This is a genomic window from Klebsiella sp. A52 (genome assembly GCF_018388785.1).
Classification (GTDB): Bacteria; Pseudomonadota; Gammaproteobacteria; order Enterobacterales; family Enterobacteriaceae; genus Klebsiella; species Klebsiella aerogenes.
The window spans coordinates 1,181,867-1,197,037 of record NZ_CP074437.1; the positions used below are offsets into that span (position 1 = coordinate 1,181,867).

Below are 15,171 nucleotides of genomic sequence, written 5' to 3' on the forward strand. Positions count from 1 at the left end.
GACAATGTCGAAACAAGGAGCGAACCATGCAGGTCAGCAGAAGGCAGTTCTTTAAGATCTGCGCTGGCGGTATGGCAGGCACGACGGCAGCAGCGCTGGGCTTTGCCCCGGCTACTGCGCTCGCGGAAACCCGGCAGTACAAACTGCTGCGTACTCGCGAAACCCGCAACACCTGTACGTACTGTTCCGTTGGCTGCGGGCTATTGATGTATAGCCTCGGCGACGGTGCGAAAAACGCCAAAGCATCCATTTTTCATATCGAAGGCGATCCGGACCATCCGGTAAACCGTGGTGCGCTCTGCCCGAAAGGGGCCGGTCTGGTGGACTTTATCCATTCTGAAAGCCGCCTGAAATTCCCGGAATATCGTGCGCCAGGTTCTGATAAATGGCAACAAATCAGCTGGGATGAAGCGTTCGATCGCATCGCGAAGCTGATGAAAGAGGACCGTGACGCCAACTTTATCGCCCAAAACAGCGCCGGCACCACCGTTAACCGTTGGCTGACCACCGGTATGCTGTGCGCCTCCGCTTCCAGTAACGAAACCGGCTATTTAACGCAGAAATTCACCCGCGCCCTCGGGATGCTGGCGGTGGATAACCAGGCGCGTGTCTGACACGGACCAACGGTAGCAAGTCTTGCTCCAACATTTGGTCGCGGTGCGATGACCAACCACTGGGTTGATATTAAAAACGCCAACCTGATCGTGGTGATGGGCGGTAACGCCGCAGAAGCGCATCCGGTGGGGTTCCGCTGGGCGATGGAAGCCAAAATTCATAACGGCGCCAAGCTCATCGTTATCGATCCGCGCTTTACGCGTACGGCGTCGGTGGCTGATTTCTATACCCCGATTCGTTCCGGTACCGACATAACCTTCCTGTCGGGCGTCATCCTGTACCTGCTGAATAACGAAAAATTCAACCGTGAATACACCGAAGCCTATACCAACGCCAGCCTGATCGTGCGTGAGGACTACAGCTTTGATGATGGTCTGTTCAGCGGCTACGATGCCGAAAAACGCCAGTATGACAAAACCAGCTGGAACTACGAGCTGGATGAAAACGGCTTCGCCAAACGCGATACCACGCTACAGCATCCACGCTGCGTCTGGAATCTGCTAAAACAGCACGTTTCCCGCTATACGCCGGATGTGGTTGAAAACATCTGTGGTACGCCGAAGGCCGATTTCCTTAAAGTTTGCGAATATATTGCAGAAACCAGCGCGCACGATAAAACCGCGTCGTTCCTGTATGCCCTCGGCTGGACCCAGCACTCCATCGGCGCGCAGAACATTCGCACCATGGCGATGATCCAGCTGCTGCTTGGCAACATGGGGATGGCAGGCGGCGGCGTCAATGCCCTGCGCGGTCACTCCAACATCCAGGGTCTGACCGACCTCGGCCTGCTCTCAACCAGCCTGCCGGGATACATGTCGCTGCCTAATGAAAAACAGGCCGACCTGCAGACCTACCTGAGCGCCAACACGCCGAAACCGCTGTTGAAAGACCAGGTGAACTACTGGGGCAACTATCCGAAGTTCTTCGTCTCCATGATGAAAGCCTTCTTCGGCGATAAAGCTACGGCCGAGAATAGCTGGGGCTTTGACTGGTTGCCGAAGTGGGATAAGAGCTACGACGTTCTGCAGTATTTCGAGATGATGAATCAGGGCAAAGTGAATGGCTATATTTGCCAGGGCTTTAACCCGGTCGCCTCGTTCCCGAACAAAAACAAGGTAGTGGCTTCCCTGTCGAAGCTGAAGTTCCTTGTAACCATCGACCCGCTCAACACCGAAACGTCCACCTTCTGGCAAAACCACGGTGAGTCCAACGATGTTGACCCGTCAAAAATCCAGACCGAAGTATTCCGTCTGCCGTCCACCTGCTTCGCCGAAGAAAACGGTTCTATCGTCAACTCCGGCCGCTGGCTGCAGTGGCACTGGAAAGGCGCGGACGCCCCGGGGATCGCCGTGACCGATGGCGAAATCCTCGCCGGTATCTTCTCGCGTCTGCGTAAGATGTATGCCGAAGAAGGCGGCCCGACGCCGGAGCCGGTGCTCAACATGACGTGGAACTACTCCACGCCGCACGAGCCGGCATCTGAAGAAGTGGCGATGGAAAGCAACGGTAAAGCGCTGGCGGATATTACCGATCCGGCAACCGGCGCGGTAATCGTTAAGAAAGGGCAGCAGTTGAGCTCCTTCGCACAGCTACGCGATGACGGCACGACTTCCAGCGGCTGCTGGATCTTCGCCGGTAGCTGGACGCCGGAAGGCAACCAGATGGCGCGCCGCGATAACGCCGACCCGTCAGGCCTCGGCAATACGCTGGGCTGGGCCTGGGCATGGCCGCTGAACCGCCGCATTCTGTATAACCGCGCCTCCGCGGATCCGCAGGGTAAACCGTGGGATCCGAAGCGTCAGTTGCTGAAATGGGACGGTGCGAAATGGGGCGGTGTGGATATTCCGGATTACAGCGCCGCCGCCCCTGGTAGCGACGTCGGTCCGTTTATCATGCAGCCTGAAGGGATGGGGCGTCTGTTCGCTATCGATAAGATGGCTGAAGGGCCGTTCCCGGAACACTACGAACCGTTTGAAACGCCGCTGGGGACTAACCCGCTGCATCCAAACGTGGTCTCGAACCCGGCCGCTCGCGTCTTTAAAGGCGATCTCGAGCAGATGGGCAAGGCCGAGAAGTTCCCGTACGTCGGCACCACTTACCGCCTGACCGAACACTTCCACTACTGGACCAAACACGCGCTGCTTAACGCCATCGCGCAGCCGGAACAGTTTGTGGAGATCGGCGAAAAACTGGCGAATAAGCTCGGCATCGGCCACGGCGATACCGTGAAGGTCTCCTCTAACCGCGGCTATATCAAAGCCAAGGCGGTGGTGACCAAGCGTATTCGTACGCTGCAGGTTCATGGTAAAGAGGTGGATACCATCGGTATTCCTATTCACTGGGGCTACGAAGGCGTGGCGAAAAAAGGCTTTATCGCCAATACGCTGACGCCGTTCGTCGGCGACGCCAACACGCAGACGCCGGAGTTTAAGGCCTTCCTCGTGAACGTGGAAAAGGTGTAACGGAGACGACTTATGGCTTATCAATCGCAAGATATTATTCGTCGTTCCGCGACTAACGGTTTCACTCCCGCGCCTCAGGCGCGGGACCACCAGCAGGAAGTGGCGAAGCTTATCGACGTTACCACCTGCATCGGCTGTAAAGCCTGCCAGGTGGCCTGTTCCGAATGGAACGACCTTCGTGACGAAGTGGGTAACAACGTCGGGGTGTATGACAACCCGGCGGACCTGACCGCCAAGTCATGGACGGTCATGCGCTTCTCGGAAGTGGAACAAAACGACAAGCTGGAATGGCTTATTCGTAAAGATGGCTGCATGCACTGCGCTGACCCGGGCTGCCTGAAGGCCTGTCCGTCAGAAGGCGCGATCATTCAGTACGCTAACGGCATCGTCGACTTCCAGTCTGAGCAGTGTATCGGCTGCGGCTACTGCATCGCAGGTTGCCCGTTCGATGTACCGCGCCTGAACCCGGAAGACAACCGCGTCTACAAATGTACGCTGTGCGTAGACCGCGTGACCGTCGGCCAGGAACCGGCCTGCGTGAAAACCTGTCCGACCGGCGCTATCCACTTTGGTTCGAAAGAGGATATGAAAACGCTGGCCGGCGAGCGCGTCGCAGAGCTGAAAACCCGCGGTTACGACAAGGCGGGCCTGTACGATCCGGCTGGCGTCGGCGGCACCCACGTGATGTACGTGTTGCACCATGCCGATAAACCGAATCTGTACCACGGTCTGCCGGAGAATCCGGAAATCAGCCAAACGGTGAAATTCTGGAAAGGTATCTGGAAACCGCTGGCGGCGGTCGGCTTTGCTGCGACCTTCGCAGCCAGCATCTTCCACTACGTCGGCGTCGGTCCAAACCGCGCAGATGAGGAAGAAGACAACCTGCATGAAGAGAAAGACGAGGTGCGCAAATGAGAAAACGTGACACCATCGTGCGCTACACGGCGCCGGAACGCATCAACCACTGGATAACCGCCTTCTGCTTTATTCTGGCGGCGGTAAGCGGGTTAGGCTTTTTCTTCCCGTCGTTTAACTGGCTGATGCATATTCTCGGTACGCCGCAGCTGGCGCGTATTCTCCACCCGTTCGTCGGGGTGGTGATGTTCGCGTCGTTTATCATCATGTTTTTCCGTTACTGGCACCATAACCTAATCAATCGGGATGATATCTTTTGGGCGAAGAATATTCGTAAGATCGTCGTCAACGAGGAGGTAGGCGATACCGGGCGTTATAACTTCGGCCAGAAATGCGTATTCTGGGCGGCAATTATTTTCCTGGTGCTGCTGCTGGTAAGCGGTGTGATCATCTGGCGTCCGTACTTTGCGCCTGCATTCTCAATCCCGGTGATCCGATTCGCGCTGATGCTGCATTCTTTTGCCGCAGTCGCGTTAATTGTGGTTATCATGGTGCATATCTACGCCGCCCTCTGGGTGAAAGGCACCATTACCGCGATGGTGGAAGGCTGGGTTACCAAAACGTGGGCGAAGAAACATCACCCGCGCTGGTACCGTGAAGTCCGCCAGAAACAGGAAAAATAGACTGCATGAGTATTCGCATAATCCCGCAAGACGAGCTGGGTTCGAGCGAGAAACGCACGGCGGAAGCAATTCCGCCGCTACTGTTCCCCAGACTGAAGAATCTGTATAACCGCCGCGCGGAGCGCCTGCGCGAGCTGGCCGCCAATAACCCGCTGGGCGATTACCTGCGCTTTGCCGCGCTGATCGCTCATGCGCAGGAAGTGGTGCTGTACGACCATCCGTTGCAGATGGATCTGACTGCCCGCATTAAAGAGGCCAACGATCAGGGCAAGCCGCCGCTGGATATTCACGTATTGCCGCGTGATAAACACTGGCACAAGCTGCTGCATTCGCTGATCGCCGAGCTGAAACCGGAGATGAGCGGCCCGGCGCTGTCGGTTATCGAGAACCTGGAAAAAGCTTCTGGGCCGGAACTGGAAGAGATGGCCAGCGCGCTGTTTGCTTCCGATTTCGCCTCGGTCAGCAGCGACAAAGCGCCGTTTATCTGGGCCGCGCTGTCGCTGTACTGGGCGCAAATGGCCAGCCTGATCCCGGGGAAAGCGCGCGCCGAATACGGCGAGCATCGCCAGTTCTGCCCGGTTTGCGGCTCGATGCCGGTCTCCAGCATCGTGCAAATCGGCACCACTCAGGGGCTGCGCTATCTGCACTGCAACTTGTGTGAAACCGAATGGCATGTGGTGCGCGTAAAATGCAGCAACTGCGAACAGAGCCGCGACCTGCACTACTGGTCGCTGGATAACGAGCAGGCGGCGGTGAAAGCCGAAAGCTGCGGCGACTGCGGGAGCTACCTGAAGATTATGTATCAGGAGAAAGACCCGAAAGTCGAAGCCGTTGCCGACGATTTAGCCTCGCTGGTACTCGATGCTCGCATGGAACAGGAAGGCTTCGCCAGAAGCTCAATTAACCCGTTCATGTTCCCCGGCGAAGGGGAGTAAGTTCTGCGCTCCTGTAACGGGCGACTCAGGTCGCTCGTTATCATTCATACGGCGTGACCACGCCGGAAATGCTCTCCTTATCCCGATCCTGCTTCTCCAGATATTGTTCAACAGAAGAAGCAGATCTTTGCTGAGAAATACGCTTTTGCGAGCCGCTTTCCACAATGCGATCGCGGCTTTATTCGGTATATCTTTTTCGCAAAAACCAGGCTATAACACTGGATATTAATCCAGTAAAAGGGACTTACCATGACGTTGGAAAAAGGTATTGCTTCGCTGGTTGAGGAGTTTATTGCTGCGGGGCGGCCATCAGCACGAGAACAGAGTATTGATGACCGGAGAAACGGCTATCTCGCCAGCGCCGTTCTCGCAGGGGAAACGGAAACGCGTGTGCAGGTTGAAGACATCACGCTCGATGGCATAACCTTTCGCGTCGTCTCGCCGCCAAAAAGCAACGGCTTGCTACCCACCATGGTGTATTACCACGGCGGCTGTTTTGTGAGCGGCGGCTTTGCCACCCATGACAACCAATTGCGCCAGCTTGCCTGGTGCAGTGGGTGCCGGGTGATCGCCGTGCAGTATCGCCTGGCCCCGGAGTACCCTTTTCCGGCGGCGCACGATGATACGGAACGAGGCGCCAACATTATCCATCGGTATGCGCGGCGGCTTGGCGTTGACGCCGCGCGCATCACGCTGGCCGGCGACAGCGCCGGCGGCCACCTCGCCCTGGTCACGGCTCTGCGCCTGAAAGCGGCGGGAGCATGGCAACCTGCGCAGGTTATCCTGATTTACCCTATGCTCGACGCTACCGCCAGCATGGCAAGCTACGCCAGCAACGGCGAGGATTACATCATTACCCGGGATACGCTGCTTAGCGGCTACGAAATGTATTTAGCGGCCACACCCGCTACCCATCCGGAAGCCAGTCCGCTGTGGCGCGAAGATTTTAGCGGGCTGCCGCCGGTTCATATCCTGACGGCCGAATTTGACCCTTTGCGCGATGAGGGAGAAGCGCTGTACCAGCGGCTAATAGCACAGGGAATAGAAAGCACCTGTCAGCGCTATCTGGGCGTCATTCACGGTTTCTTTCAGTTAGGCGGGATAAGCCTCGCGGCAAGGCAGGCGATGCGCGATATCGCCTGGCGTACGCAAACGCCAGGCCAATAATAATGCCGGAGGCGGGTTACTCTTCCTCGTTCCCGCCCTCTTCATAAGAACCAAACGGCTTTGCGGGCAATACGATATAGGTACCCTCAAAAACGGCGCCCAGCTTATCGTTACCGAACAGTTCGACCTGAAGCTGCACGCGAGCCTTGCGCCCTCGCGCCAGGCGATCGAGATCGCCGCTTAGCGAGCCCAAATCGGCCACCGCATTCGGCCTACCGCTGATCGGCTTGCTGTAACGGATATGCGCATCGGCAAGGATAATCGTGCCGCCAAGGTGCCGCTCGCGCAGCATTAACCAGATAAGCCCCCAGCCGGTTAAGGTGGCGAGCGAAAACAGGCTGCCGGCAAACAAAGTATGGTGCGGATTCTGATTCCCCGCTTCGGGCATGGTGGTGATAAATTTTTGCCCGGTGTACTGCTGGATGCGCACGCCCATCTTTTCGCTCAGCGGAATGTGCTGATACCAGGCCTGCTGCAGCTGGCCGCACCAGTCACCGCGGTGCAGGATATCATCCAGTGAAGCAATGGGTTTAATCATCAAAAAGTGGCGAATCGGCGTGGTTGTCGGCGTGGTGATTTCTCCCTGGTTCACAAAGCCCAGCTTAGAGAAAAACTCCATCGCGTCTTCACGGGCGCTACAGGTCACCCGCTTCACCCCTTCCTGACGGGCGACTGACTCAAGGGTCATCGCCATAAGGGTGCCTAAACCTTTATCCTGAACGGAAGGATGAACGGCCATAAAACGGATCGAGGCTTCATTCTCCGCATTGATATACAGCCGACCGACGGCAACCAGATTGCCCTCTTCATCGACGACCATCTGGTGATGCGCCATGGCATCCCAGGCGTCGCGTTCCGACCCTTTAGGCTGATGCAGCGGCTTACGCAGCATCTCCCAGCGGAACTGATAATAGCTTTCTAACTCTTCTTCTGTTTGCGGTACACGAAGGTGATACATAGCTGTACTCTCTTTTGTTACCCGCAGCCTGCCCGGAAGCTGACTCATACCTGCAACCAAAAGGTCACGGGACCATCGTTTACCAGCGAGACCTGCATATCCGCAGCGAATCTCCCGGTCTGAGTATTCATCTCTTGCTGACGGCAGCGCTCAACAAAGTATTCATACAGCGCTTCCGCTCTGTCCGGCGCCGCGCCTTTGGAAAAACTCGGGCGCATGCCGCGCTCGGTATCGGCCGCCAGCGTAAATTGCGAAACCACCAGCACGCTGCCGCCCGCCTGCTGGACATTAAGATTCATTTTGCCTTCGGCGTCGCTGAAAATGCGATAGCCGAGCACCCGTTCACACAGACGATTGGCCTTCTGTTCGTCATCGTCTTTCTCGACGCCCAGCAGCACCAGCAATCCCGGACCGATTTCACCCGTCACTTCACCCTCCACGGTAACGCTTGCACGGGATACGCGTTGAATTAATGCAATCATGGTTGTTCTGTTTCTTCTTTTTTGAGTTTGCGGTATTCACCGAGAGTGACAGTTATTTCAGCGCCAAGCAAGACGATACACCAGGTCCAGTAAACCCAGACAAATAAAATGGGCACTACCGCTATCACGCCATAAATCAACTGGTATGACGGAAACATGGTGATATATAGAGCAAAAGCCTTTTTACCGGCTTCAAAAAGCAGTGCCGCCACCAGCGAACCGATTACCGCATCGCGATTGCGCACCTGGGTGGTGGGCACGATGCTATAAAGCATCCAGAACGCCGCCCACGATAAGATTAGCGGGAATATACGTAGTACATCGTCAATGACGCTATTGAGATCGCTGGCCCAGCGCAGTGAGAGAAGATAGGAACTGATTGCCAGACTGGCGCCGGCCAACAGCGGACCAAGAGTCAGGATCATCCAGTAGACCGCAAATGAATAGATTTTTGGCCGCGTCCGACTGCTGCGCCAGATGGTGTTCAACGCGCTATCAATCGAGTACATCAGCAGTAATGAGGTGACGATTAACCCGAAGGCGCCGACGGCCGTCATCCTGCTGGAGTTCGCCACAAACTGTTCGATATACCCCTGAATGACATCGCCGGTCGCCGGAATGAAGTTGGCAAAGATAAAATGGCGGATCTGCACGCTGACGTCGGAGAACATCGGGAAGGCGGCAAACAGGGCAAAAACCACGGCGATCAGCGGCACCAGCGCAAGTAAAGACACGTAGGCCAGATTCCCCGCCAACGTCGTCATGTTGTCTTCTTCAATTCGCCGCCACAGCAGCTTAAGCCAGGCCACCAGAGGCCTGGTATGGTATTTGGTTTTTTGATGAACGCTTTTTAGCATAGCTGCTTCGCAAAGTAATTGGGGATGGTCTCCTTACCCGTGACCAGAATACTGGTGATCCCCAACTGATTAGCCCCAGCTATATTATCGGCGTTATCGTCAAAAAAGACCGCTTCTTGCGGCGAAAATCCTTCTGCCTGCAGCACGCTTTGATAGATACGCGTTTCGGGTTTGCGCATCCCCATCTCTTGTGAGAGGTATACATGATCGGCGGCAGCACGCACTTGCGGATATTCACTTGGCCAGAAAGTGGTATGTAATCGGTTGGTGTTCGAGAGCACTACCACGCGATGCCCCTGGTCGCGAAGTTTTTGCATGATGTCGGTAACTTCTGGACGCAAGGCGACAAAAACGGCCTGCCAGCCGTGGGCGAACTGTTCATAGCTCAGCGGCATGTTCATTTCGTGGCACATCGCGGCGGCAAACTCTTCGTCGCTGATCTCCCCGCGTTCATGCTGGTGGAAGGCATCGCCCATGATAAAGTCTTGCTTTAGCGTCGCCAGCGGGATGCGGGTCAAATCGCTCCACGTTCCGAGCACCCGGTTGAAGTCAATGTCGACAATCACATTACCTAAATCAAAGATATAGAGCATTTTTGTCTCCTTCCGCGCCGTTGAAGATTAACTGTAGCGGGAAAGAAGAGGTTTGACTATGAACAAACCGGAAACGATTCAAGACATCTCAGGCGCAAAAACGACCAAAGCCGCATATCTGCGGCTTTGGTGAAATGGCAGATCCCTTAAAATCAGACCAATGCGGTTTCCAACATATTCTTTCTGCGGTTGATGCGTTTAACCAGCATCACCGAAACGAACGCGCCGGCGCAAGCGAAGCAGGCCATGATGCCAAAGACTATCTTGTACCCCACCAGACCCGGATTGAGATCGAGAATGTAGCCGTACAGGCTGTAGCAAAACATCGCCGGTGCATAGCCAATGAAGCTCCCCAGCGCCATCGCCGCGCCCGTCTGGTTTTCAGCGATTTTCGCTTCCCCAATCGGGGCAAAAAACACGGCTCGTTGCGTAAAAACAATTGCGCCGAACCCGAGAGTACACACCATACCCAGATAGACCGGCATACTTTCGTGCGGTAACAGAATTAACGCGACTAAAGCCATCGTACTGATACAGAAGGTATAAAAGAGATATTTACTTGGCGATTTGAGGATCTTATCGGCAATTAAACCGCCAATTGGACCACCGATCATTTTTAAACAGTACTGGTTAATAATGCCGTAGGCGCCAACCAGGGCTACTGGCAGCATGTAGATGTTCTTCAGGAACGGGATAAAGAAGGTGAGGCCACAGTAAACGGCGTAAACAAAGAACACATTGAAGGCAATCAGCCAGATAGTTTTGTCTTTCAGCACCGAAGAGATGCTGGTTTGTTGCTTTGTGGCGCCTTCATCAGCGGCGGGCGTCGGCTCATCCTTTTGCTTAAGCATGAAAAACAGCAAGATGCCTACAACAATGACAATAATGGCATAGAACCAAATGCCGGCTTTAAAACCCAGTAAGCCACTGCCAAACCAGGTGAAAATAGCTAATGCGGAAAATGCGATAACGGTATCGACAATTCCGCGCCCCGTTTCGAAGAAGCCAAATAAACGCCCCTGCTGTTCGCTATTCCCTAACCGACTCACCGATTTTAACAATACCGGCCAGTTCATCATGTCGCAGGTGACGCCAAATAATGCCCAGACAAATAGAATGCCCCAATAGCCAGGCATCGTTGTCAGATAGATACCTAATAATCCCGTCGCTATCAGTGAAAATGACATGGTGTAGCGACGCGGAAGTTTATCAGCAAAGTAAATTGACAAGAAAAAACCGATGGTTGTCACTACTGAGTTTACCGACATGGCATTACCAATCTGACCGTTGGTCAAATGAAAATAATCCTGCATCGGTATATAAAATGCGTCTTTTAATGAAGGCAGTTTATAAATGGTACCACCACAAAGCGTTAACAGGCTAAATATAGCCCATTTCTTTCTTGTGAGCATAAGATCCCCTGATGACTTAACATCATTTTATTTAAGGACATGGAACATTTCGCCATTCTAAAAAATAGCGATCATAAATACCAAATGTAATTAAAAGTTAGCGTGCAAGAACTTTCAGTGCATCATTTTTTATATCGCGTAAAGTGTCCATGACAAAATTTAACTGGGCGATCGCATCCTGTTTTTCTTTATCCAGCCGGGTTTCAAGTTGCGTTGTATCAGGCAGAGGCGTTTCGCTCATTTGTCGCCACGGGATCCACGGGTTATCGCCTTCAGTCGCAAAGCGGAAAGGTGGCGCGTAATAATCAACTTCTTCTTCCAGTCCGTACGCCATCACCTGTGGTTGCTCCTGGCCCAGACAAATTAACTCAGTCAGCAGCGCCTTAAACGGCATATCACCCAGACCTGAGTTACAGGCCCGGTGCCCAAGCCCACCGTTTTCCGCAATGATACAGGCATCTTTAATGTGAACCTGAGTGACATAGGGTGACATCACTGCCAACGCCTCAAGCGGTCGTTCATTGGCATTGATCATATTGGCAAAATCAAAAAGCAGCGATAGCGACGGCATCTCGCTTTGTTTAATCAGATTGACCAACTCGGCGCTTTTTAAATCTTCATGTTGTTCAATGGTAAAAGTGAGTCCAGATTGGCTATACGCCTCTTTAATATATTGAATATCAGCCGTAATTCTTGCCAGAACTTCCTTTAAAGGCCCTTCGTAACGGGGATAAAAACGAACGGAGGTTGCCCCGGTCTTTAATGCGATAGCGACGGCTTGATCGATGGTCTCTTTATCGGAGGCGCTGGTTTCTATATGGATATCCAACCGTAACGCTTTTGCCTGCTCGCCAAAAGCGGCCAACTGCATATTATCCATACAGCTAAGAGAGTAACGCTCGCCATCGAGGACATGAATTTTCACACCTTTTAAATGATGGCTATTCGCAATTTTCAGTAAATCAGCCGGTAAAATTCTCTCCAGCCGCATATTCAGGTGATATGCATATGCATGAAGATAAAGAGGAATATTATCAATGCGAGAAAGGATCTTCTCAGCGTTATCTTTAGTGAGCATAAAATACCTACAAGTTAATAAAGAGATCCACAGCCTCAAATCGCCAATACTCGAGATCTATTTGCACGATATTACCTGCACTATCGGCACGATGTTTTTCTATCAGAATAGCGGGCATACCGGCAGAGCCGCCAATGAATTTACTTACATCGCCGGGCATTCTTACTGGCCTGAAGGCTAATTTTTTAATAACAACATTTTTATGATAATTCTTCTCCCAAACGGAAGAAAAAGATTGGTTCTTTAGCCTGGTAATAAACTCCGGCGCAACATTCGGGTTGATAAACGTTTCATGATAAAAAACTTTATGTCCTTCTAATGCCCCCCAGCCGGTTATCAGATATAAATCATGCGCAGGACAGGTGGCAACAAGAGCTTCTGCGACGTCGGGATACTCCGTCGTCCGTACCTTTTCGATAAAACCCCACGACGGTTCTCTGCCCTGTTCAATCGCTGCCCGCTGAAAGCTGGCGGAAAGCTCCGGGCTATAGTTAAAACGCGGCTGGGCGACAAACCAGCCTTTACGGTCTTTACGAAATATTCTTGATTCCGCCTCCAGGCTGAGCAGCGCCTGGCGCAGGGTCATACGCTTGATACCGAGCAACTCGCCCAGCTCGCGCTCGGACGGCAATTTTCCACCCGATACCGTCAGCCCCTGCTTTAACCACAGGTCCAGTTTCTCTTTCGCATTTTCCACAGTGGATGGGTTATTCGTCATTGTTTAATCCATTTGGTTTAAACCAGATAACTCATCTTACTCTTGAGCAAAAAAAGAAAGCAATTGCTGTCGCAAGCTTTAAGAATAATTGTGACCGAGCTCTCTCCCGGAGCGACACTGGCGCCGCCCAGGTGATAAGCATGAGGAACAGGCATAAAAAAACCCCGCCGGAGAGGCGAGGTTTGAAGGGTAGCAAGAAGGGTAATTACTCTTCTTTTGCACCGCGCATAGCGCGTTTACGGTCGTTCTCGGTCAGGTGACGTTTACGGATACGGATAGACGTCGGAGTAACTTCTACCAGTTCGTCGTCATCGATGAACTCCAGAGCCTGCTCCAGGGTCATCTTAACCGGCGGAACCAGAACCGTTGCTTCGTCAGTACCGGACGCACGCATGTTAGTCAGTTTCTTACCGGTCAGGCAGTTTACCGTCAGGTCATTAGAACGGCTGTGAATACCGATAATTTGACCTTCGTAAACTTCAGCGCCGTGGCCGAGGAACAGCTTACCGCGATCCTGCAGGCCGAACAGTGCGAACGCAACCGCTTTACCCTGACCGTTAGAGATCAGTACGCCGTTGTTACGCTGGCCCACTTCGCCCGGACGAACGTCGTCGTAGTGGCTGAAGGTGGAGTACAGCAGACCGGTACCGGAAGTCATGGTCATGAACTCTGAACGGAAGCCGATCAGACCACGGCTTGGGATCACGTAGTCGAGACGTACGCGGCCTTTGCCGTCTGGATTCATGTTTTTCAGGTCGCCTTTACGCTCACCCAGCGCCTGCATGACAGAACCCTGGTGCTGCTCTTCGACGTCCAGCGTCACGTTCTCGAACGGCTCTTGTTTACGGCCATCGATTTCGCGGAAGATAACTTTCGGACGGGAAACCGCCATCTCGAAACCTTCACGACGCATGTTTTCAATCAGAACGGACAGGTGCAGTTCACCACGACCAGAAACGCGGAACGCATCGGCGTCTTCGGTTTCTTCAACGCGCAGCGCAACGTTGTGCACCAGCTCTTTGTTCAGACGGTCCAGGATCTGGCGAGAGGTAACGAACTTACCTTCTTTACCGCAGAACGGAGAGGTGTTGACGTTGAAGAACATAGATACGGTCGGCTCATCAACAGACAGCGCCGGCAGCGCTTCGACGTTCTGCGGGTCGCAGATGGTGTCGGAGATGTTCAGCTCGCCCAGACCGGTGATCGCGATGATGTCGCCAGCTTCGGCTACGTCGCTCTCGATACGCTCGAGACCCAGGTGAGTCAGTACTTTACCAACTTTACCGTTACGGGTTTTCCCTTCGCTATCGATGATAGTGATCTGCTGGTTCGGCTTCACTTTACCGCGCTTGATGCGACCAATGCCGATTACGCCAACGTAGTTGTTGTAGTCGAGCTGGGAGATTTGCATCTGCAGCGGACCGTCAAGGTCAACGTCCGGCGCCGGTACACGGTCAACAATCGCCTGGTACAGCGGGGTCATGTCGTCAGCCATGTCTTCGTGGTCCAGACCCGCGATACCGTTCAGCGCGGAAGCGTAAACGATCGGGAAGTCCAGCTGTTCGTCGGTCGCGTCGAGGTTAACGAACAGGTCGAATACCTGGTCGACAACCCAATCCGGACGCGCGCCCGGACGGTCAACTTTGTTGATGACCACGATCGGCTTCAGACCGTGAGCAAACGCTTTTTTGGTAACAAAGCGCGTCTGCGGCATCGGGCCATCAAAGGCATCAACCACCAGCAGCACAGAGTCAACCATGGACATAACACGCTCAACTTCACCTCCGAAGTCGGCGTGCCCTGGGGTATCAACGATGTTGATACGGTAATCATTCCATTTGATTGCAGTGTTTTTAGCGAGGATGGTAATCCCACGCTCTTTCTCCAAATCGTTGGAGTCCATCACACGTTCTTGTGCTTCAGTACGTGCGTCGAACGTACCGGATTGCTGTAGCAGCTTATCAACCAGGGTAGTTTTACCATGGTCGACGTGCGCGATGATGGCGATATTACGCAGATTTTCGATCACAACTTTGCCTCAGGCATTAGAAATAGCGCGTTATTGTACACGTATTAAGCGAAGGACTGAACAGGATCACAAAGATCCTCCGCAAACAAGTATTGCAGAGTTTGTTTGTGATCGCTTTCACGGAGCGATAAAAGGGCACCGTAATAAAAATTGCACCAAAATGGTGCTCAATGTTCACATCGAGGCACTATTTTGGTGCATTATCTCCATCATGGTGCAGTCCTTTTGCACTATGGTGCGCATGATACAGCGTTTTACCGTACTTTTAAAAGTTGGCACAGATTTCGCTTTATATTTTTTAAGGCAACAACGCCACTTTTAAGTAGT

Annotated in this window: 13 protein-coding genes; 5 read left to right on the top strand and 8 right to left on the bottom strand. The window is 53.3% G+C overall.

Annotated elements, in window-relative coordinates; all coding sequences use genetic code 11:
• Nucleotides 1-26 precede the first annotated feature (26 nt).
• From fdnG to KGA69_RS05500, 5 genes are all read left to right on the top strand, one after another.
• On the top strand, nt 27-3,077 hold the full coding sequence (gene fdnG, locus KGA69_RS05480) for a formate dehydrogenase-N subunit alpha (protein WP_113771572.1): 3,051 nt from the start codon (nt 27-29) through the stop codon (nt 3,075-3,077).
• A gap of 12 nt (nt 3,078-3,089) precedes the next feature.
• The gene (gene fdxH, locus KGA69_RS05485) at nt 3,090-3,992 is read left to right on the top strand and encodes a formate dehydrogenase subunit beta (RefSeq protein WP_015368961.1); all 903 of its coding nucleotides are present in this window, start codon (nt 3,090-3,092) and stop codon (nt 3,990-3,992) included.
• Entirely contained in the window at nt 3,989-4,615 is a 627-nt protein-coding gene (fdoI, locus tag KGA69_RS05490) for a formate dehydrogenase cytochrome b556 subunit (RefSeq protein ID WP_015368962.1), read from the top strand. The genes fdxH and fdoI overlap by 4 nt, the downstream gene beginning before the upstream one ends.
• Before the next feature lie 5 nt (nt 4,616-4,620).
• Nucleotides 4,621-5,550: a formate dehydrogenase accessory protein FdhE gene (fdhE, locus tag KGA69_RS05495; protein WP_015368963.1), complete on the top strand. Its 930-nt coding sequence runs from the start codon at nt 4,621-4,623 to the stop codon at nt 5,548-5,550.
• 249 nt (nt 5,551-5,799) lie between these two features.
• Entirely contained in the window at nt 5,800-6,717 is a 918-nt protein-coding gene (locus tag KGA69_RS05500) for an alpha/beta hydrolase (protein WP_063447505.1), read from the top strand.
• Between the two features lie 16 nt (nt 6,718-6,733).
• Here KGA69_RS05500 and fabY read toward each other — a convergent pair whose 3' ends face one another.
• The 8 genes from fabY to typA form a co-directional block, all read right to left on the bottom strand.
• Nucleotides 6,734-7,675 carry a fatty acid biosynthesis protein FabY gene (gene fabY / locus KGA69_RS05505; protein WP_015368966.1) on the bottom strand — a complete coding sequence of 314 codons (942 nt, stop codon included), beginning with the start codon at nt 7,673-7,675 and terminating at the stop codon, nt 6,734-6,736.
• A 44-nt stretch (nt 7,676-7,719) separates the two neighbouring features.
• On the bottom strand, nt 7,720-8,157 hold the full coding sequence (dtd, locus tag KGA69_RS05510) for a D-aminoacyl-tRNA deacylase (protein WP_015368967.1): 438 nt from the start codon (nt 8,155-8,157) through the stop codon (nt 7,720-7,722).
• The gene (locus KGA69_RS05515; protein ID WP_015368968.1) at nt 8,154-9,014 is read right to left on the bottom strand and encodes a virulence factor BrkB family protein; all 861 of its coding nucleotides are present in this window, start codon (nt 9,012-9,014) and stop codon (nt 8,154-8,156) included. Before KGA69_RS05515 ends, dtd begins: the two co-directional genes overlap by 4 nt.
• Nucleotides 9,008-9,607 (bottom strand): glucose-1-phosphatase, encoded by a 600-nt coding sequence (gene yihX / locus KGA69_RS05520; protein ID WP_045395266.1) that lies wholly within the window; start codon nt 9,605-9,607, stop codon nt 9,008-9,010. Before yihX ends, KGA69_RS05515 begins: the two co-directional genes overlap by 7 nt.
• Before the next feature lie 152 nt (nt 9,608-9,759).
• Nucleotides 9,760-11,019, bottom strand: coding sequence for an MFS transporter (locus KGA69_RS05525; RefSeq protein WP_045395264.1), 1,260 nt, complete (start codon nt 11,017-11,019; stop codon nt 9,760-9,762).
• Nucleotides 11,020-11,116: 97 nt separating this feature from the next.
• The gene (locus tag KGA69_RS05530; RefSeq protein ID WP_045395262.1) at nt 11,117-12,097 is read right to left on the bottom strand and encodes a sugar phosphate isomerase/epimerase family protein; all 981 of its coding nucleotides are present in this window, start codon (nt 12,095-12,097) and stop codon (nt 11,117-11,119) included.
• Between the two features lie 7 nt (nt 12,098-12,104).
• Nucleotides 12,105-12,815, bottom strand: coding sequence for a GntR family transcriptional regulator (locus KGA69_RS05535; RefSeq protein WP_045395260.1), 711 nt, complete (start codon nt 12,813-12,815; stop codon nt 12,105-12,107).
• A gap of 205 nt (nt 12,816-13,020) precedes the next feature.
• Nucleotides 13,021-14,844: a ribosome-dependent GTPase TypA gene (gene typA, locus KGA69_RS05540; protein ID WP_045378776.1), complete on the bottom strand. Its 1,824-nt coding sequence runs from the start codon at nt 14,842-14,844 to the stop codon at nt 13,021-13,023.
• Nucleotides 14,845-15,171: the final 327 nt, after the last annotated feature.

Bases quoted from the DNA above. Each gene is read 5' to 3' on its own strand.
- KGA69_RS05515 (WP_015368968.1), bottom strand. From the start codon at position 9,014: ATGCTAAAAAGCGTTCATCAAAAAACCAAATACCATACCAGGCCTCTG.
- dtd (WP_015368967.1), bottom strand. From the start codon at position 8,157: ATGATTGCATTAATTCAACGCGTATCCCGTGCAAGCGTTACCGTGGAG.
- fdhE (WP_015368963.1), top strand. From the start codon at position 4,621: ATGAGTATTCGCATAATCCCGCAAGACGAGCTGGGTTCGAGCGAGAAA.
- KGA69_RS05525 (WP_045395264.1), bottom strand. From the start codon at position 11,019: ATGCTCACAAGAAAGAAATGGGCTATATTTAGCCTGTTAACGCTTTGT.
- fdoI (WP_015368962.1), top strand. From the start codon at position 3,989: ATGAGAAAACGTGACACCATCGTGCGCTACACGGCGCCGGAACGCATC.
- fdxH (WP_015368961.1), top strand. From the start codon at position 3,090: ATGGCTTATCAATCGCAAGATATTATTCGTCGTTCCGCGACTAACGGT.
- KGA69_RS05500 (WP_063447505.1), top strand. From the start codon at position 5,800: ATGACGTTGGAAAAAGGTATTGCTTCGCTGGTTGAGGAGTTTATTGCT.
- KGA69_RS05535 (WP_045395260.1), bottom strand. From the start codon at position 12,815: ATGACGAATAACCCATCCACTGTGGAAAATGCGAAAGAGAAACTGGAC.
- yihX (WP_045395266.1), bottom strand. From the start codon at position 9,607: ATGCTCTATATCTTTGATTTAGGTAATGTGATTGTCGACATTGACTTC.
- fabY (WP_015368966.1), bottom strand. From the start codon at position 7,675: ATGTATCACCTTCGTGTACCGCAAACAGAAGAAGAGTTAGAAAGCTAT.
- KGA69_RS05530 (WP_045395262.1), bottom strand. From the start codon at position 12,097: ATGCTCACTAAAGATAACGCTGAGAAGATCCTTTCTCGCATTGATAAT.